The following is a 17250-nucleotide window of genomic DNA, read 5'->3' as shown; positions in this document are numbered from 1 at the left end:
AATTCCTGTATCATGGGGGGCAGGAACAACGTAATGGCGGATCTTCCAAAGAGCATAGGCCGGTATCTGGTCAAACGGGCCATTGGCCAGGGCGCCATGGGCGTGGTCTACCTCGCGGAGGACCCCCTCCTGAAGCGCCGCCTGGCCCTGAAGGTGGTCCGCGCCGCCGGCGAGGAGCGGGAGCAGGCCCTGGAGCGCTTCAAGCGCGAGGCCGAGATCTCCGCCCAGCTGAACCACCCCAACATCGTCACGGTGTACGACGTGGGCGACGAGCCCGCCATGGGCCCCTTCATCGCCATGGAGTACGTCGAGGGCAACAGCCTGGGCAAGTTCATCCGGGACAATTCGCTGGAACTCGAGACCAAGTTCGGGATCCTCATCCAGGCCATGCGGGCCCTGCGCGCGGCCCACCGCCACGCCATCGTCCACCGGGACGTCAAGCCCGACAACATCCTCGTGGCCGAGGACGGCCGGGTCAAGCTCATGGACTTCGGCATCGCCAAGACCATGGCCCCGCGCCTCACCAACGCCGGCGAGTTCCTGGGCTCGCCGGCCTACAGCGCCCCCGAATTGCTGCGGGGCGGCGACCCCACCCCCAGCTCGGACCGGTACGCGTTCGCCGTGACCTCGTTCGAGCTGCTCACGGGCCAGTTGCCGCACCCGGGCACCAACGTGGCCGCGGTCATCACCCACATCCTGACGGAGCCGCCGGTCTTCCCCGCCGGAATGTCCGGCGACATGACCAAGGTCTTCCGCCAGGCGCTGTCCCAGGACCCCGAGGAGCGCCCCGGCTCCCTCATGGACTTCCTGCTGCCCCTCGTGGACGCCTACCCCCTGGATTCCAATTGCCGCGCCCGGGTCAACGAGCTGTTCCGCCACGACGACCACGCCGGGGACATCGTGCCTCTCCGGCGCCTGCGCCCCTCGTCCGCCATCCCCCCCGAGCCCCCTTCGAGCGCCACCTCCACCGGCAGGACCACCGCGGGCCTGGGCGGCGTGCGGGCCACCCCGGTGCGCCCCATCCCCTCCTACACGCTCCCCAGCCCCGTCAAGATCGAGCTGGAGACCGAATCTCCCACGAGCACGCGCCCCCCCGGCCACGGGCAGGGCCCGGACCGCCGGCAGGGCGCAGACGAGGTGACGCCCCTGACCATGGTCAAGTGGTTCATCGCCATCCTGGTGGCGGGCCAGCTGATCTGGTGGCTCTACCGCCTCGTGAACAGCTCGGCGCCCCCTACCTAGGCGATTGGCAGAGCTCCATGAGGACCCCCCCCGTCTCCGCCGGGTGGATGAAGGCGATCCTGCAGCCGTGGGCTCCGGCCCGGGGCTCCTTGTCGATCATGCGCACCCCCTTGGCCAGGAGTTCCTTCACGGCAGCCTCCACATCGTCCACCTCGAAAGCCACATGGTGGATGCCGGGCCCCTTCTTCTCGAGGAACTTGCCCACGGGCCCCTCGGGGTCGGTGGACTCCAGGTACTCCAGCGTGCTGGGGCCCACGGGGAAGAAGGCGGTGCGCACGCGCTGTTCGGCGACCTCCTCCACGTGGTCGGCCTCCATGCCGAAGAGCCTGCCCATGCGGCCCATGGCCTCGTCCAGGGTGGGGGACGCGATGCCCAGGTGGTTGATGCGAAGAATTTGCATAGTGCCTCCTGACCCAGTTTACGGGAACCCGGAGGCCCGCGGCCGCATTCTGGATACATGCTCCCCGTGCTCCTCGCCCTTGCCCTGACCCCCTCCCCCGGGCCCACCCTCCCCGCCGTCCAGGGCCTGCGCAAGCCCCTGCCCGTGGCCGCGGACGTGGCGGCGTTCGTGAAGTGGTCCCTGGCCGAGGTGGGCCAGGCGGTGGTGGTGGTGGAGGGGGAATACGCCCTCCCCCTGCCCAGGGTGTCCACCGGCATCCGGATCCTGGAGGGGAGGATGCGCCTTTTCAGCGTGAAGATGCCCAACCCCGCCGACATCCCGGCGGCCCCCTGGATGGACACGAACACCATCCGATCCGGGGGGAATGTCGCCCAGAGAATATATCCGATGGGGTTGGGATATTAAAAAGGAGTGATAATGGGGCATGGGCTTTTCGGCCCGCAAGGAGACACCATGGCCCAGATCACCCTCAAAGGGAACCCCATCCACACCGTCGGCGACCTGCCCAAGGCCGGCAACCCCGCCCCGACCTTCACGCTGACGCGCAAGGACCTCTCCGAGGTCTCCCTGGCGGACTTCAAGGGCCAGCGGGTGGTCCTGAACATCTTCCCGAGCATCGACACGCCCACCTGCGCCACCTCGGTCCGCACCTTCAACGCCCAGGCCTCCAAGGCCGCCAACACGGTGGTCCTGTGCGTGTCCGTGGACCTGCCCTTCGCCGCCGGCCGCTTCTGCGCCGCGGAAGGCCTGGACAACGTCGTCCCCGCCTCCGCCTTCCGGACCCCCGAATTCGGCAAGGCGTACGGCGTGACCCTCATCGACGGCCCCCTGCGCGGTCTGCTGGCCCGCGCCGTGGTGGTGCTGGACGAGACGGGGAAGGTGGTCCACACGGAACTGGTCCCCGAGATCGCCCAGGAGCCCAACTACGAGGCCGCGCTCAAGGTGCTGAACTAGGGGCCGAGGTTCCCCGAGGAAAGAGGGCTTGTCAGATTCCCCTGTGGATCAGGTAGGCCCAGTTGGCCAGGACGGCGGCGGCGAGGCCGCACAAGGCCAGCCTGCGCTCCGTCCGGGTCCATTCGAAGCGCGGGGTCAGGCCCGTGGCGGCCCTGAAGGCGAACCACGCCACCGCGGCCAAACCCGCGGTCATCAGCAGGGGGTTCCAGAGGAAGGCCCGCCAGGGATGCCCGTTCAGCAGCGCCAGCGCCCCCCGGGTGGCGCCGCAGGTGGGGCACGGATGGCCCGTGAGGCGCTTGAACATGCAGGTGGCCACCTCCACCCCCCAATGCCGTTCCAGGAGCGCCTCGACCCCGGCCAGGGCGGAGAATGCCAGGGCCGCGGCCAGGGCCCAGACCGGGACCCGGGGGAACCTGGGGGCGGGCTCGAGCCTCACATCCGGTGACTGAGGAGGAACGGGATTGCGATGGCGGCGATCACGCCCAGGAGCCCGAGGATGCCGAGGATGGTCGCGATGATGCCCAGGATCCACCCGGCCCTGGTCTGTCCCTCTCCGGAGCGGTCCATGCGGCCCGCGGCCATCTCCTTGAGGTCGGAACCGCCCATGACCCAGGCGAGGATGGCGAAGACGAAGCAGCAGAGGAAGCCGACGATGCCGAAGGCGAGGATCATGCCGCCGCGGTGCGGCCTGGGGCCCTGGGGGGCGTACTCGTTCATGCGGGCTCCGGGAAGGGGACTACCCCATGGTGGCCGCGGGAGCCGGCGCGATCAATCCCTTCAGCCGGCGATGCGCTTGAGGCGGCGGAGCTCGGGAACCCTCCAGGCGATGGCCCCCACGACGCCCAGGGTCATCAGGCCCCCGAACACCACGGAGGGCACCACGCCCAAGAGGCGCGCGGCGAGGCCGGACTCGAAGCTGCCCAGCTCGTTGCTGGAGCCGATGAAGAAGCCGTTGACGGCCTGGACCCGGCCCATCATCTCGGGCGGGGTGCGGGTCTGCACCAGGGTTCCGCGAAGCACCATGCTCACGCTGTCCATGGCGCCGCTGGCGGCCAGGAGGATCAGGGAGACCCAGAACACGCTGGAGAGCGCGAAGCCGATCCAGCACAACCCGAAGCAGCCCACGCAGATGAGCAGGATCGTGCCGGCGTGGTTGCGGGGCGGATGGTGGGCCTGCCAGAAGCCCATGGCCACGGAACCCACGGCGGGCGCGGCCCGGAGGACCCCCAGGCCCTGGGGGCCGACCCGGAGGATTTCGGCCGCGAAGACCGGCAGCATGGCCACGGCGCCGCCGAAGAGCACCGCGAAGAGGTCCAGGCTCAGGGCGCCCAGCACGAGGTTGTGGGTGAACACGAACGTCACCCCTTCGCCCAGGTTCTGGAGGATGGGCGTCTTGGACGGCGTGCGGGGGTGGGGCAGCACCTGGAGGATCATGACGAGGGCCAGGCCCATCAGCAGGACCTCCACCTGGTAGGCCAGCGCGGCGCTCCCGAAGCTGTACAGGAGCCCGCCGAACGCGGGCCCCGTGACCTGCGCGAGCTGGAAGGAGGAGCTGCGCCAGGTCGCGGCGTTCTGGTAGGCCTCCCGGGGCACCAGTTCCGTCGCCAGCGCCTGGGAGGCGGGCCGGAAGAAGGCGCGGCCCAGGCCGGCCAGGGCCTGGATGGCATAGAAGGGCCAGGCAGCCTGGGGGACCCTGCCCGTGTTCATGGCCAGGAGCAGGAGCCCTCCCGTGAGCATGACGGCCATGGACAGGAGGGAAAGCGTCCTCCGGTCCCTGCGGTCCGCGGCCCAGCCGCCCACCAGGGTGAGGGTCAGGAAGGGGATCGCCTCCGCCAGGCCGATGAGGCCCAGGGACAGGGGGTCGTGGGTGATGTGGTACACCTGCCAGGCCATGGCCAGGGTCTGGATCTGCGTGGCCACCGTGAACGCGAAGATCCCCCCCAGGAACCAGCGGTACTCGGGGTACCGCAGGGACTGGTAGGCATCATGGCCCGGATCACTACTCATATCTGAGCGCGTCGATCACGTTCAGGTTCGCGGCCTTCAGCGCCGGGAGGAACCCGGCGACGATGCCCACCACCCCCGAGAAGCCCAGGCCCAGGGCCACGGCCCAGGGCTCGGCCACGGCCGGGAGGACCGCGGTGAACTTGAGGATCCAGATGATCAGGTAGGCGATGGCCACCCCCAGGAGGCCGCCCAGGATGGACAGCACCACGGCCTCGGTGAGGAACTGCATGAGCACGCTGTGGCGGGTCGCGCCCAGGGCCCGGCGCACGCCGATCTCCCGCGTGCGCTCGGTGACGCTCACGAGCATGATGTTCGAGATGCCGATGCCGCCCACGATGAGGGAGATGCTCGCGGCCATGGCCAGGAAGGTGGTGAGGACGCTGGCCTGCTGGTCCTGCATCTTCACCCAGTCGTCCTGCTTGCGGATCATGAAGGGGTTCTCGTCCTTGGGCGTCAGGCGCAGGCGCTGGCGCAGGAGCGCGGTGATCTCCATCTCGGCCAGGTCCGCCTTGCCCTCCTGCGCACTCACGAGGATGTTCTGGATGCGGTCGGTCCCGACGATCTTGTGCATGACCGTCGTGTAGGGGGCGACCACGATGTCGTCCTGGTCGCCCATCATGCCGGCGCCCTTGGACTCCAGGATGCCGACGACCTCGAAAGGCAGCGCGGCGATGCGGATGATCTTGCCGATGGGCTCCTCGCCGTTGGGGAAGAGCGTGTCGCGCACGGTGGTGCCCAGGACGCAGACCTTGGCCTGCCCCTTGGTTTCCTGTTCCGTGAAGAACCGCCCCTGCTGCACCTCCCAGCCCCGGATCTGGATGAACTGGACGCCCGATCCCTGCACGGTGGAGACCGTGTTGTTGTTCTGGTAGATGATGGCGCGGTTGGCCCGCACCTGCGGCGTGGCCGCGACCACGGTCGAACCGGAGAGGTCCCGCTCGATGAGCCCGGCGTCCTCCTCCAGGAGGATCGGGACCGAGCCCATGCCCATGGGGCCCCGGGCGCTGTTGGAGCTGCCGCCGCCGTTGAAGATGGTCAGCATGTTGGAGCCCATGTTCTGGATGATGTCGATGGAGGCCTTCTTGGACCCCTGGCCGATGCCGATCATGGCGATGACCGCGCCCACGCCGATGATGATGCCGAGCATGGTGAGGAAGGCCCGGGTCTTGTTCCGGGTGATGGCGAACAGCGCCAGCTTGATGAAGTCGAGAACGTTCATGACCGGGTCTCCGGAAGGATGGGGCTGCGCCGCATCAGCGGCGCATGCCGCCGGGAGCGCCGATGGGAGCGGCGGTCTGCGCCGACTTCTTCAGGTCCTCGACGCCGGTGAGCACCACGATCCCCTCCGTGACGCCTTCGCCGCTGACCTCGGTGAACATGCCGTCGCTGGCCCCCACCTTCACGGGCAGGGCCTTGGGCTTGCCGTCCACCAGGATCCAGACCCGGTCCTCCCGGCGGGACACCATGCCCTTGCCGGAACCGCCCGGACGGGCGCCACCGCCGCCGGGGCGCTGCTGGCCACCGGCCTGCTGACCGGCTGCCGGGCCGGCGCCCGGGGTCTTGGGCGCCGCGTCCTTGAGGAAGGCCGCGGGGTTGAACCGCAGGGCCGCGCTGGGCACCCGCAGGACCTGGTCCCGCTCCTTGGTGACGATGGTGCAGTTGGCCGTCATGCCCGGGAACAGGGCCAGATCGCCCCGGTAGACCGGGCTGCCCGGCAGGATGTAGCGGGCCGTGCTGGATTCGAGGTCGGCCGTCTGGGGTTTGCCCATGAGGACCGGCTTGCCGGCAGGACGAGCATGGCCGCCTTCCTGGCGCATGCCGCCGGGACGCCCCTCGGCGCCATGCCAGCCAGCAGGGGAGGGAGCGCCCCCACGCGGGCCCTGCTGGCCGCCCGCCCTATCCCCGCCTTCCCGCTTGAGCCCCTCGGGGGCCGCGTTGCGGGGTTCGTTGTTCACTTCCATGACCACCAGGTAGGTGACCACGTTCTGGTTGACCACGGGATTGAGCTGCACCTGGCTCACCACCCCCCGGAACTGCTTGTCGGGATAGCTGTCCACGGTGAAGAAGGCCCGCTGCCCGACCTGCACCTGGCCGATGTCGGCCTCGTCGATGGCGGCCTGGACCTTCATCTTGGACAGGTCCTGGGCGATGGTGAACATGTTGGGGGTGCTGAAGCTGGCCGCCACGGTCTGGCCCACGTCCACCAGGCGGTTCACCACGACGCCGTCCACCGGCGCCCGGAGGGTGCAGTAGTCCAGGTTCGTCTTGGCGCGGACCACGCCGGCCTTGGCGGAATCCAGGTTGCCCTGGGCGGTCTTCAGGACCAGCTCCTTGGCGTCCAGGTCGGCGTCCGACAGGAGCTTCTGCTCGTGGAGCTGCTTGTTGCGCTTGTAGTCGATCTGGGCGTTGAGGAGCGAGGCCTTGCAGCGGTCCAGGGTGGCCTGGGCGTCCTGGATCTGGGTGAGCCAGGGCGTCTCGTCGATCTTCCCGATGACCTGGCCCTTCTTGACGAGGCTGTTGAAGTCGGCGTAGATGCCCGTGACGACGCCCGAGACCTGGGTGCCCACCGGCACCTGGATGAGGGCGTTCAGGGTCCCGGTGGCGCTGATGCGGGCCGTGATGCCGCCCTTGTCGACCTTGGCCGTGCGCCACTTGATCTCTTCCTTGGGGCCCTTGATGAGGTAGGCGGCGCCGGCGCCCACCAGGACCACGGCCACAGCGGTGACGATCCAGACTTTTCGACTCATGATTACCTCGAAGCCAAGGGTTCAGATACCTCTACCTTGCCATGTGAGGCACGGATCGGCAAAAAGGTTGAGCCCGAAGGCCGAATTGTGACCGGATCTCAGAGGGTGTCTGCAAAAGGGGAGGCCCTCTCAGCGCAGGAAGGGGAATGTGTCCGTCACCACCCGCCATGCGAAGGCCGTGTAGAGGGTCCCGGGGAAGAGTCCGATGACCACCACCAGGATCCCGCACACCAGCACCGCGGCCCCGGCCAGGGGGGCCCGCAGGGCTGGGCGCTCCGAGGCCTCCCGTTCGGCCTTCTCGGTGGGCTTTTCCAGGAACAGGGCCACGGGAAGGCGGAAGTAGTAGTACACGGACACCAGGCTGGCCAGGACGCCGGTCACCGCCATGGCGACATGCCCCTGGAGAATCAATTCCTTGAAAATCATGTACTTGCCGTAGAAGCCGGCCATGGGGGGGATGCCCGCCAGACCGAAGAGGCACAGGCTCGCCGCGATGGCCAGGTCGGGCCGCTTCCAGCCCATCCCCTTCACGTCGTCGAAGGTGGTCTTGTCGCCCACCAGGCCCAGGCAGGTGAGGATGCCGAAGGCGCCCATGTTCATGACGAGGTAGGACACGAGGTAGAAGATGATTCCGCCATAGGCGGCGGGGGTGCCGGCCACCAGGCCCAGGAGGATGTAGCCGGCGTGGCTGATGCTGGAATAGGCCAGCATCCGCTTGATGTTGTTCTGGGCCAGGGCGGCCAGGTTGCCCACCACGAGGGTGAGGATGGCCACCACGGCCAGGGCGGCCTGGATGCGCAGGGAACCGGGCGCCGGGATGCCGGCGCCCAGCACCCGCAGGAGGGCCAGGATGGCCACGCCCTTGGTGGCCACGGACATGAAGCCGGAGATGGGATGGGGAGCGGCCTCGTACACGTCCGGCGTCCACTGGTGGAAGGGCACGGAGCTGACCTTGAAGAGGAAGCCCATCATGAGGAGGGCGGCCCCGGTCAGGGCGATGGCGTCGGGGGTGCGGGAGGCCAGGGCCTGGCCCACGGCGACGATCTCCAGGGAGCCCGTGACGCCGTACAGGAGCACCGAGCCCATGAGGAAGCTGGAGGCGGCCACGGCCCCGGTGATGAAGTACTTCATGCCTCCCTCGAAGGCCTTGGCGCGGGTCCGCACCGTGGCGGTGAGGGCGTACAGGGGCAGGGAGAGCAGTTCCAGTCCCAGGAACAGCAGGATGAGGTTCGAGGCGGCCACGAAGAGGATCATGCCCACCGCGGAGAAGAGGAGCAGGCTCAGGGTCTCCCCCTTCACCCAGCCCTCCTGGTGGAGGTGGTCCCACAGCTGGAGCACGGCCAGGGCCGCGGCCACCAGCACGAAGATCCCGGCGAACTGCGCCAGGCGGTCCATGTGGATGGCGCCGTAGGCCGGCTGCGCCCCGGTGGCCCACAGGCGGGTGATGTAGAAGAAACCCCCGGCCAGGCAGAAAAGGGCCATGAAGAACATGGCGCCCCGGACCCACTTGACCGTGGCCTGGTCCTTGTCCAGCGCGGCCAGCGGCAGGAGGCACGCCCCCAGGGCCGGGATGAGGAGCGGCAGGATGGCGGAGAGTTCGCTCGCGGTGATCATCATCGCTTCACCTCGCCACCGGCGGTCTGGAGGAGGGCCCGGGACACGTGGGCTTCGGACTGGCCGAGGAAGGTCTCGGGATGGATGCCCATCCAGAAGATCAGGACCACCAGCGGCAGCAGGACCGCCACCTCGCGCAGGTTCAGGTCCGCGTGGAGGTGGGCCGTGCCGCTTTCGGGATCCGGGTTGGCCGGTCCCCAGAAGACGCGCTTGACCATCCAGAGCATGTAGGCCGCGCTGAGCAGCACGCCCAGGGTCGCGACCACGGCCGCGGCCTTGCCCCAGTGGAAGCCCGACAGGTACGTGCCGTTGAGGATGAGGAACTCCCCGGCGAAGCCGTTGGTGAGCGGGAGGCCGATGCTGCTGAGCGTCACGATCATGAAGAACGCCGTGAAGACGGGCATCTTCAGCGCAACTCCGCCGAAGTCGGCGATGCGCCGGGTATGGGCCCGGTCGTAGAGCATGCCCACCAGGATGAAGAGGGCGCCCGTGGAGATGCCGTGGTTGAGCATCTGGAGCATGGCCCCCTGGGTGCCGATGACGGTCATGGAGGCGATGCCCAGCATCACGAAGCCCATGTGGCTGACGGAGGAGTAGGCCACCAGTTTCTTGATGTCGGTCTGCACCATGGCCACCAGGGCGCCGTAGATGATGGCGGCCACCGACAGGCCCGCCAGCAGCAGCGAGAAGTGGCGCGCCGCGTCCGGGAAGATCGGGAAGGCGAAGCGGAGGAACCCGTAGGAGCCCAGCTTCAGCAGAACGCCGGCCAGGATCACCGAGCCCGCCGTGGGCGCCTCGGTGTGGGCGTCGGGAAGCCAGGTGTGGAGGGGGAAGAGCGGAACCTTGATGGCGAAGGCCAGCGCGAAGGCGATGAAGAGCGTGCCCTGGGTCTTCCCGGGCAGGGCCTGCACGGCCTGGGCCATGACGCCCGGGGCGAAGCTGCCGGCCTTGCCGGCGGTGTAGAGCAGGGCCACCAGCCAGAGCAGGGAGCCCGAGAGGGTGAAGAGCAGGAACTTGGTGGCCGCGTAGCGCCGCTCCGCGCCGCCCCACACGCCGATGAGGAAGTACATCGGGAGCAGCATGGCCTCCCAGAACAGGTAGAACAGCAGCAGGTCCTGGGCCACCAGGGCCCCCAGCATGCCGGACTCCAGCATCAGCAGCAGCGCGAAGGCGGTTCCGGGGCGGTTCGGGAGGCTGTTCCAGGTGCCGAGCATGGTCAGCGGCACCAGGAAGACGGTGAGGATCACCAGCCAGAGGTTGAGGCCGTCCGCCGAGAGGTGGTACTCCACCGGGATGCCCACGGCCGAGAACCAGTGGAAGCGTTCGACGGCCACCTGCCCCAGGGCGTCGGGCTGGCCCCGAAGGAGCTGCGCGGCGGCCACGGCCAGGACGCCCGCGGCGCCCAGCACGGCCAGGAGCTTGACCAGGGGCGCCTGGCGCTCCGGGAAGAGCAGCAGGAGGGCGCCCCAGGCGAAGGGGGCGAAGACCAGGAAGGTCAGCAGGTGGGAGTTCATCCAGGGCGTGATCACGGGGCGGCTACCTCAAGAAGATCCAGAGCAGGAGCACGGTCCCGAAGGCCATGCCCAGAGCGTAGTTGCGCACCCGGCCCGTCTGGGTCCGAGCGGTGAAGTCGCCGGCGATGCGGGCCAGGGCCCCGGGAAGGTTCACGCCGACGCCGTCGATGAGGATGACGTCGAAGAATTTCCAGGCGAGGTTGGCGATCCAGCGCACCGGGGCGAGGAGGCCCGCCTCCACGCCCTCGTCCACGAAGTACTTGTTGGCGAGCACGCGGTACAGGGCCGGGTTCCGCTCGGCGAAGGCCTCCTCGGAGGCGGTGCCCTTGCGGTAGATGAGGAAGCCCGCCAGGCCGCTGGCGAGCGCCAGGGTGGTGCTCAGCGCCATGAGGCCCCACGCCAGCGCGTGGCTGCCGTGCTCGGCGGCCCCGGGCGCCTCGGCCTTGCCGAAGGCCAGGGCGGGCTCCAGCCAGCCCTCGATGGCGAAGGTCCCGCCCCAGATCTTCGGGAGGCCCAGCAGGCCCGCCAGGAGCGCGCCCGCGGCGAGCAGCGCCAGGGGCAGGGTCATGGTCCAGGGGCTCTCGTGGGCATGCTCATGGGCGTGGTGGTCCCGGGGCTTGCCCCAGAAGGTCAAGGCCATGAGGCGCCACATGTAGAAGGCGGTGCACACGGCGCCCAGGAGGCCGACGACGTAGAGCGCGGGGCTCTTGAGGAAGGCCAGGTAGAGGATCTCGTCCTTGCTGAAGAAGCCCGAGGTGCCCGGGAAGCCCATGATGCAGAGCGTCGCGATGAGCATGGTCCAGAAGGTCACGGGCATCCTGTCCTTCAGGCCGCCCATCCTGAAGAGGTCCTGCTGGTGGTGCAGGCCGTGGATGACGCTGCCGGCGCCCAGGAAGAGGAGGGCCTTGAACCAGGCGTGGGTGAACACGTGGAAGAACCCGGCGGCGAAGCCCGCGGCGCCCAGGCCCAGGAACATGTAGCCCAGCTGGCTCACGGTGGAGTAGGCCAGCACCTTCTTGATGTCGCGCTGGAAGAGGCCGATGGTCGCGGCGAACAGCGCCGTGATGCCGCCCGTCCAGGCCACGATGGTCATCGTCGTGGGGGCCAGCTCGTAGAGGGGCGCCAGCCGGCAGATGAGGTAGATGCCGGAGGTGACCATGGTGGCGGCGTGGATGAGGGCGCTGACGGGGGTGGGGCCCGCCATGGCGTCGGGCAGCCAAAGGTACAGCGGTATCTGGGCGCTCTTGCCGGTGGCGCCCACGAACATCATCAGCGTGGCGAAGGTGATCACGCCGAAGGAGGCCTCGGGGGCCAGGTGCCCGGCCCTGCCCAGGATGTCGCCCACGGTCAGCGTGCCGAAGGCCGCGAAGAGCGCCATCATGCCCACGATCATGCCCAGGTCGCCCACGCGGTTGAACAGGAAGGCCTTCAGGCCCGCCGCCGAGGCGAGCTCGGTCTCGAAGTAGTAGCCGATGAGCAGGTAGCTGCAGAGGCCCACCCCTTCCCAGCCCACGAACAGGAGCGGCAGGGAGGAGCCCAGCACCAGGGTGAGCATGAAGAAGACGAACAGGTTCAGGTAGCAGAAGTACCGGGCGTAGCCCTCCTCCTCCCACATGTAGCCCACGGAGTAGAGGTGGATCAGCAGGCCGATGCCCGCCACGACCAGGGCCATGACGGAGCTGAGGGGGTCGAAGACGAGGCCGAAGGGAACCCGCAGGTCGCCCACGGCCATCCAGTCGAAGTAGACCAGGTCGAGGCGGTGCCCGGGGGCGGCCTTGGCGGCGAAGAAGAGGGCCAGGGCCAGGGCGAAGGAGGCGCCCACGGTGCCCAGGGCCACGGCGGTGACGGCGGCCTTGCCCGCCCTCTTCCCGAGGAGGCCGTGGAAGGCGGAGCCCAGGAGGGGCAGGACGGGGATGAGCCAGGCGATTCTCTGCATCATGCCCTCACAGCTTGAGCGCGTCGGCGCGGTCGGTGTCGGTGGTGGTGCGGTGGCGGAACAGGCCCACCACCAGCGCCAGGCCCACGGCGGCCTCGCACGCGGCCACCGCGATGATGAAGAGGTAGAAGACCGTGCCCTGCACGTCCCCGCCCCTCGCCCGGGCGAAGGCCAGGAGCGCGATGTTGGCGGCGTTGAGCATGAGCTCGACGCCCATGAACTGGACCAGGACGGTGCGCCGGCTCAGCACGATGAAGAAGCCGATGACGAAGAGCAGCAGGGCCACCAGGACGTAGCCCTGGAGGCTGCCTTGAAGGAGGGTGGTCACGGTCGGCTCCATCACAGGTCCCTCTTCACCAGGACCACGGCCCCGACCATGGTCGCCAGGAGCAGCAGCCCGACGATCTCGAAGGCGGCGAGGTGGTTGTTGAACAGGGCGTTGCCCAGGGCGTCGAGGTTCATGGGGGGCGGCACGCCCACGGGCCGGGGCGACCGGAGGATGCCGGAGGCCAGCACCACCTTCACGGCCCCGCCCGCCAGGGCCAGGGCGGCCACGACCGAGCCCCAGCGCTGGATGGGATGGGCCTTCAGGGCCTCCTCCTCCTCGTGGGCGCTCAGGAGCATGATGACGAACAGGAGCAGGACGACGATGGCGCCGGAGTAGACGATGACCTGCAGGGCCGCGGCCACGGGGTTGGCCAGCAGCAGGAACAGGCCCGCCACCCCGAAGAAGGTGAGCACCATGCAGAGCCCGGCCACGACGAGGTTCTTCTGGAAGGCCAGGGAGAGCCCGCCGAGCAGGGTGATGAGGGCGAATATCAGGAACATGGGCGGGTCCTACAGCGAGGTCGGATTACGGGGGACCGAGGGCGTGGGATCCTGGGTGATCCTGGCCTTGCCGTCCTTGTCCGCATAGGTGTTCATGAGGTCCCACTTGCCGAACTGCATGGAAAGCCGGTCGTAGGACGCCTGTTCGTAGTCGCCGCGCAGCCAGATGGCGTCCTTGGGGCAGGCCTCCTCGCACATGCCGCAGTAGATGCACCGGAGCATGTCGATCTTGAAGACCGCGGGACGCTTCTCGTCGAAGCCCTGGGACTTGTTGAGGTCGCCGTAGGCGTCGGCCTCGATGGTGATGCACCGGGCCGGGCAGGCCTCGGCGCACATGAAGCAGGCCACGCACTTGATGGACCCGTCCTCGAAGCGCTTGAGCTCGTGGAGGCCGCGGTAGCCCGGGCCCACTTCGCGCTTCCAGTCGGGGTACTGGACCGTGAACCGGTCCCGGCTCCGGGTGAAGATCTGCTTGAGGAAGTGCTTCATGGTGATCGCCATGCCCTGGAGCACGGGGATCACGTAGGTGCGGTCCACCCAGGTGAGTTCGACCTTCTTGACGATGACTGCCATGGTTCAACCCCGCCTGTACATGAGGAACGCCTGCACCATGAGATTGCCCAGACTCAAGGGGAGCATCACCTTCCAGCCCATGAACATCAGCTGGTCGAACCGGAAGCGGGGCACGGTCCACCGGATCCAGATGAAGACCCAGCAGAAGAAGACCAGCTTGAGGACGAAGGCGGCGATGGAGAGCGAGACGGAAGGCGCGGCCACGAAGGGCACCTGCCAGCCGCCGAAGTAGAGCGTGACGATGAGGGCGGCGGCCGTGACGATGTGCACGTACTCCGAGAGCTGGAGCAGCGCGAACTTCATGGAGCCGTACTCGGTGTGGAAGCCGGCGACGATCTCGCTCTCGCCCTCGGCGAAGTCGAAGGGGAGCCGGTTGGTCTCGGCGAACATGCACACGAAGAACACCAGGAAGCCGAAGAACTGCGGCACCACGTTCCAGATGACGGCCTGGTGATTGATGATCTCGTGGGGATCGTAGCCCCCGGTGCGCAGGAAGATGGCCACCACCGCCAGGCTCATGGCGAGCTCGTAGCTGACCATCTGGGCCGAGGCGCGCATGCCGCCCAGGATCGACCACTTGTTGTTGCTGGACCAGGCGGCGGTGAGGATGCCGTACACCGCCACGGAGCCGATGGCCAGGGGGTAGAGCATCCCCATGCCGTTGCCGGGCTCCAGGAGGCTCATGTGGTAGGTCTGGCCGCCCGACACCAGGGCCCGGCCGAAGGGGATGACCGCGAAGCCCATCATGGCCGGCACGAAGGCCATGAAGGGGGCCAGCCAGAAGAGGAGCTTGTTGGCGTCGGTGGTGACCAGGTCCTCCTTCAGGAAGAACTTGATGCCGTCCGCGGCCAGCTGGGGCAGGCCCAGGAGGCGCCAGCGTCCGAAGAGCAGGGCCCGGTTGGGGCCGATGCGGTCCTGGATCATGGCGCTGCCCCGGCGCTCCACCCAGGTGAGGATGGCGGCCAGGGTCAGGGGACCCGCGAAGACGATGATCACCTTGGCGATCATCCAGAAGGTCTGGGGCTGGAGGTGCAGGAGTCGGGCTAGGAATTCCATCGGGCAGCTTTCCGGCAGGCTTCCACTGGGAAGCCCGGCTCTTCCAAATTACCAGGGGGATCATATAAGAACAAACGGCGTGGTTGTTAGCATACCGGGTTCCGGGCGAGGAAAAAGAGGGTCCCTTGACCCGGATCAAGGCGGGGGCGGGCCGCGTCCTCCAGGCTGGTCGCTGGAGGTAGTCATGAAACAACGTTGGCTCATTCTTCTTCTGGTGCTCATCGCCAGCTTCGGGGTGCTGGGCATCGGGGGCAGGCAGATCGCCCTGAACGCCCCGCCCATCCCCGCCAGCGTGGTGGGCCCCGACGGGGGCGAACTGGTGGGCGCCGGGCAGATCCTGGCTGGCCAGAAGAGTTACCTGGGCCACGGCGGCCAGCACATCGGGTCCGTGTGGGGCCATGGGGCCTACCTGGCCCCCGACTGGACGGCCAAGGCCCTTCACCGCTGGGCCGAGCTGACGCTGGCCCAGGCCCGGGCCGCCGGCCTCTCCGACGCCGAGGCCCGGGCCCGCACCCAGGCCGCCTTCCAGACCAACACGTTCAAGGACGGGGTCCTGACGCTGGACGCCGCCCGCGCCTCGGCCTACGTGGCCACCCGGCAGGAGCTGGCCCGCACGGTCTCCGAGGGCGACAAGGACGCTTCGATCCCCGCCCGGTGGATCCCCACGAAGGCCGAAGGGGAGCGGGTGGCCGATTTCTTCCTCTGGACCGCCTGGACCGCCGCGGCCCGCAGGCCGGGGGAGGACCATTCCTACACCCAGAACTGGCCCCAGGAATCCCTGGTGGGCAACCAGATCACCCCCATCAGCCACCTGTGGAGCATCCTCTCCATCGTCCTGCTGATCCTGGGCGTGGGCCTCATGGTCTGGTTCCAGGCCTCGCAGCCCGAGGAGGCCTTCCCGGACCCCAAGCCCATGGTCCCCGCCCCCGCCACCCCCAGCCAGCGCTGGTCGGCGATCTACTTCGCCGTGGCCATGGCCCTCTTCCTCGTCCAGATCTTCATGGGCGTCCTCACCGTCCACTTCGGCATCGAGTCCAACGCCGTCTACGGCGTGGACCTCTCCCGCATCCTGCCCTACGCCGCCACCCGCACCTGGCACCTGCAACTCGCCGTGTTCTGGATCGCGACCTGCTGGCTGGCCACGGGCCTCTACCTGGGCCCCAAGCTCGCCGGCCGTGAGCCCAAGGGCCAGTACCTGGGCGTCGCGGGCCTCCTCCTGGCCCTGGTCGTGGTGGTCGTGGGCGCCCTCGCCGGCAGCCAGCAGGCCATCCTGGGCAAGCTCAGCGGCTCGTTCATGCTGGGTCACCAGGGCTACGAGTACGTAGAGCTGGGCCGCCTCTGGCAGATCCTTCTCACCGTGGGCATGGTGGGCTGGCTCGTGCTGGTCGTGCGGGCCCTGCGCCCCGCGCTCGCCGAGGAGAAGGGCCGCCTGGGCCTCCTGAAGCTCTTCCTCCTGGCCGCCGTCGCCATCCCCCTCTTCTACTCCGCGGGCTTCATGTACAACCGCGAGACCAACCTCGCCCTGGCCGAGTACTGGCGCTGGTGGGTGGTCCATCTCTGGGTCGAGGGCTTCTTCGAGGTGTTCGCCACCGTCGCCATCGCCCTGCTCTCCACCCGCCTGGGCCTCCTGCGCGAGAAGACCGCCCTGCGCACCGTGAACCTCAGCATGGTGCTCTTCCTGGGCAGCGGCATCATCGGCACCTTCCACCACCTCTATTTCACGGGTTCCCCCGCCTTCATCTCGGCCCTGGGCTCCATGTTCAGCGCCCTGGAGATCGTCCCCCTCACCATCGTCGGCTTCGAGCTGGCCCAGAGCCTGCGGGCCGGCCGCGCCCTGGGCAGCGGCTACGAGTGGCCCTTCAAGTATTTCGCCGCCGTCTGCTTCTGGAACCTCATCGGCGCCGGCGTCTTCGGCATGCTGATCAACCCCCCGTCCATCCTCTACTTCGGCCAGGGCCTCAACACCACGCCCATCCACAGCCACGCGGCCCTCTTCGGGGTCTACGGCTTCCTCGCCATCGCCCTGATGCTCTTCGCGCTGCGGGGCATGACCCCCGACCGCGCCTGGGACGGCAGGCTGCTGAAGGTCGGCTTCTGGGGCCTCAACCTCGGCCTGGTGCTGATGCTCGTCATGAGCCTCATCCCCAGCGGCCTCCACCAGATCGTCCAGAGCCTGCAGCACGGCACATGGTACGCCCGCAGCGCCGAAGTGGTGCAGAGCCCCCTCATGCGGGCCTTCACCTGGCTGCGGCTGCCCGGGGACGTGCTGTTCGGCATCGGCGCCCTGGCGGTGACGGCGTTCACGGTCAAGGCCGTGGTCGCCGCCTGGAAGTGGCGCAAGGCCTAGAACCCCTGCATGCCCGAAACGGCCTGCCCTCC

At 68.5% G+C, this 17250-nt stretch carries 17 protein-coding genes; 4 read left to right on the top strand and 13 right to left on the bottom strand.

Going from position 1 to position 17250, the window contains the following annotated elements:
- Nucleotides 1-33: 33 nt before the first annotated feature.
- Nucleotides 34-1242, top strand: coding sequence for a serine/threonine-protein kinase (locus tag ACZ5MC_RS01695; protein ID WP_306598526.1), 1209 nt, complete (start codon nucleotides 34-36; stop codon nucleotides 1240-1242).
- Here the strand turns inward: ACZ5MC_RS01695 and mce are convergent.
- Nucleotides 1235-1642 (bottom strand): methylmalonyl-CoA epimerase, encoded by a 408-nt coding sequence (gene mce, locus ACZ5MC_RS01690; protein WP_306598525.1) that lies wholly within the window; start codon nucleotides 1640-1642, stop codon nucleotides 1235-1237. The genes ACZ5MC_RS01695 and mce overlap by 8 nt on opposite strands.
- Before the next feature lie 57 nt (nucleotides 1643-1699).
- Between mce and ACZ5MC_RS01685 the strand changes: the two genes are divergently transcribed.
- Both ACZ5MC_RS01685 and tpx read left to right on the top strand, forming a co-directional pair.
- Nucleotides 1700-2047: a hypothetical protein gene (locus ACZ5MC_RS01685; RefSeq protein WP_306598524.1), complete on the top strand. Its 348-nt coding sequence runs from the start codon at nucleotides 1700-1702 to the stop codon at nucleotides 2045-2047.
- 48 nt (nucleotides 2048-2095) lie between these two features.
- The gene (gene tpx, locus ACZ5MC_RS01680; RefSeq protein ID WP_306598523.1) at nucleotides 2096-2596 is read left to right on the top strand and encodes a thiol peroxidase; all 501 of its coding nucleotides are present in this window, start codon (nucleotides 2096-2098) and stop codon (nucleotides 2594-2596) included.
- A 31-nt stretch (nucleotides 2597-2627) separates the two neighbouring features.
- On the opposite strand, the gene ACZ5MC_RS01675 is transcribed toward tpx, so the two are convergent.
- The 12 genes from ACZ5MC_RS01675 to ACZ5MC_RS01620 all read right to left on the bottom strand — a co-directional run bounded on the left by ACZ5MC_RS01675 (nucleotide 2628) and on the right by ACZ5MC_RS01620 (nucleotide 14871).
- On the bottom strand, nucleotides 2628-3032 hold the full coding sequence (locus ACZ5MC_RS01675) for a DUF2752 domain-containing protein (protein WP_306598522.1): 405 nt from the start codon (nucleotides 3030-3032) through the stop codon (nucleotides 2628-2630).
- Entirely contained in the window at nucleotides 3029-3313 is a 285-nt protein-coding gene (locus ACZ5MC_RS01670) for a hypothetical protein (protein WP_306598521.1), read from the bottom strand. Before ACZ5MC_RS01670 ends, ACZ5MC_RS01675 begins: the two co-directional genes overlap by 4 nt.
- 60 nt (nucleotides 3314-3373) lie before the next feature.
- A complete protein-coding gene (locus tag ACZ5MC_RS01665; protein WP_306598520.1) occupies nucleotides 3374-4603 on the bottom strand; it encodes an MFS transporter in 1230 nt (409 codons plus the stop codon).
- Entirely contained in the window at nucleotides 4596-5822 is a 1227-nt protein-coding gene (locus tag ACZ5MC_RS01660; protein ID WP_306598519.1) for an ABC transporter permease, read from the bottom strand. Before ACZ5MC_RS01660 ends, ACZ5MC_RS01665 begins: the two co-directional genes overlap by 8 nt.
- A 34-nt stretch (nucleotides 5823-5856) precedes the next feature.
- Complete coding sequence (locus ACZ5MC_RS01655; protein ID WP_306598518.1) at nucleotides 5857-7350, bottom strand: efflux RND transporter periplasmic adaptor subunit; 1494 nt, start codon at nucleotides 7348-7350, stop codon at nucleotides 5857-5859.
- Between the two features lie 129 nt (nucleotides 7351-7479).
- Nucleotides 7480-8967, bottom strand: a complete 1488-nt coding sequence (locus ACZ5MC_RS01650; protein ID WP_306598517.1) for an NADH-quinone oxidoreductase subunit N — start codon at nucleotides 8965-8967, stop codon at nucleotides 7480-7482.
- Nucleotides 8964-10493 (bottom strand): complex I subunit 4 family protein, encoded by a 1530-nt coding sequence (locus tag ACZ5MC_RS01645; RefSeq protein ID WP_306598516.1) that lies wholly within the window; start codon nucleotides 10491-10493, stop codon nucleotides 8964-8966. The genes ACZ5MC_RS01650 and ACZ5MC_RS01645 overlap by 4 nt, the downstream gene beginning before the upstream one ends.
- A 7-nt stretch (nucleotides 10494-10500) precedes the next feature.
- Nucleotides 10501-12414 (bottom strand): NADH-quinone oxidoreductase subunit L, encoded by a 1914-nt coding sequence (gene nuoL / locus ACZ5MC_RS01640; RefSeq protein ID WP_464516897.1) that lies wholly within the window; start codon nucleotides 12412-12414, stop codon nucleotides 10501-10503.
- Nucleotides 12415-12421: 7 nt separating this feature from the next.
- Entirely contained in the window at nucleotides 12422-12742 is a 321-nt protein-coding gene (nuoK, locus tag ACZ5MC_RS01635) for an NADH-quinone oxidoreductase subunit NuoK (protein WP_306598514.1), read from the bottom strand.
- Nucleotides 12743-12753: 11 nt separating this feature from the next.
- On the bottom strand, nucleotides 12754-13242 hold the full coding sequence (locus tag ACZ5MC_RS01630; protein ID WP_306598513.1) for an NADH-quinone oxidoreductase subunit J family protein: 489 nt from the start codon (nucleotides 13240-13242) through the stop codon (nucleotides 12754-12756).
- Between the two features lie 9 nt (nucleotides 13243-13251).
- Entirely contained in the window at nucleotides 13252-13815 is a 564-nt protein-coding gene (locus ACZ5MC_RS01625) for a NuoI/complex I 23 kDa subunit family protein (protein ID WP_306598512.1), read from the bottom strand.
- 3 nt (nucleotides 13816-13818) lie between these two features.
- The gene (locus ACZ5MC_RS01620; protein ID WP_306598511.1) at nucleotides 13819-14871 is read right to left on the bottom strand and encodes a complex I subunit 1/NuoH family protein; all 1053 of its coding nucleotides are present in this window, start codon (nucleotides 14869-14871) and stop codon (nucleotides 13819-13821) included.
- 184 nt (nucleotides 14872-15055) lie between these two features.
- On the opposite strand from ACZ5MC_RS01620, the gene ACZ5MC_RS01615 reads away from it, so the two are divergent.
- The gene (locus ACZ5MC_RS01615) at nucleotides 15056-17218 is read left to right on the top strand and encodes a nitric-oxide reductase large subunit (RefSeq protein ID WP_306598510.1); all 2163 of its coding nucleotides are present in this window, start codon (nucleotides 15056-15058) and stop codon (nucleotides 17216-17218) included.
- The last annotated feature ends 32 nt before the right edge of the window (nucleotides 17219-17250 follow it).

The organism is Mesoterricola sp. JemC181, assembly GCF_055384585.1.
This window is presented reverse-complemented; position numbering and strand designations above follow the sequence as displayed.

Excerpts from the sequence above, each read along its gene's own strand:
- ACZ5MC_RS01695 (WP_306598526.1), top strand. The coding sequence starts at position 34 with ATGGCGGATCTTCCAAAGAGCATAGGCCGGTATCTGGTCAAACGGGCC.
- mce (WP_306598525.1), bottom strand. The coding sequence starts at position 1,642 with ATGCAAATTCTTCGCATCAACCACCTGGGCATCGCGTCCCCCACCCTG.
- ACZ5MC_RS01685 (WP_306598524.1), top strand. The coding sequence starts at position 1,700 with ATGCTCCCCGTGCTCCTCGCCCTTGCCCTGACCCCCTCCCCCGGGCCC.
- tpx (WP_306598523.1), top strand. The coding sequence starts at position 2,096 with ATGGCCCAGATCACCCTCAAAGGGAACCCCATCCACACCGTCGGCGAC.
- ACZ5MC_RS01670 (WP_306598521.1), bottom strand. The coding sequence starts at position 3,313 with ATGAACGAGTACGCCCCCCAGGGCCCCAGGCCGCACCGCGGCGGCATG.
- ACZ5MC_RS01665 (WP_306598520.1), bottom strand. The coding sequence starts at position 4,603 with ATGAGTAGTGATCCGGGCCATGATGCCTACCAGTCCCTGCGGTACCCC.
- ACZ5MC_RS01660 (WP_306598519.1), bottom strand. The coding sequence starts at position 5,822 with ATGAACGTTCTCGACTTCATCAAGCTGGCGCTGTTCGCCATCACCCGG.
- ACZ5MC_RS01655 (WP_306598518.1), bottom strand. The coding sequence starts at position 7,350 with ATGAGTCGAAAAGTCTGGATCGTCACCGCTGTGGCCGTGGTCCTGGTG.
- ACZ5MC_RS01650 (WP_306598517.1), bottom strand. The coding sequence starts at position 8,967 with ATGATGATCACCGCGAGCGAACTCTCCGCCATCCTGCCGCTCCTCATC.
- nuoL (WP_464516897.1), bottom strand. The coding sequence starts at position 12,414 with ATGCAGAGAATCGCCTGGCTCATCCCCGTCCTGCCCCTCCTGGGCTCC.
- ACZ5MC_RS01630 (WP_306598513.1), bottom strand. The coding sequence starts at position 13,242 with ATGTTCCTGATATTCGCCCTCATCACCCTGCTCGGCGGGCTCTCCCTG.
- ACZ5MC_RS01625 (WP_306598512.1), bottom strand. The coding sequence starts at position 13,815 with ATGGCAGTCATCGTCAAGAAGGTCGAACTCACCTGGGTGGACCGCACC.
- ACZ5MC_RS01620 (WP_306598511.1), bottom strand. The coding sequence starts at position 14,871 with ATGGAATTCCTAGCCCGACTCCTGCACCTCCAGCCCCAGACCTTCTGG.
- ACZ5MC_RS01615 (WP_306598510.1), top strand. The coding sequence starts at position 15,056 with ATGAAACAACGTTGGCTCATTCTTCTTCTGGTGCTCATCGCCAGCTTC.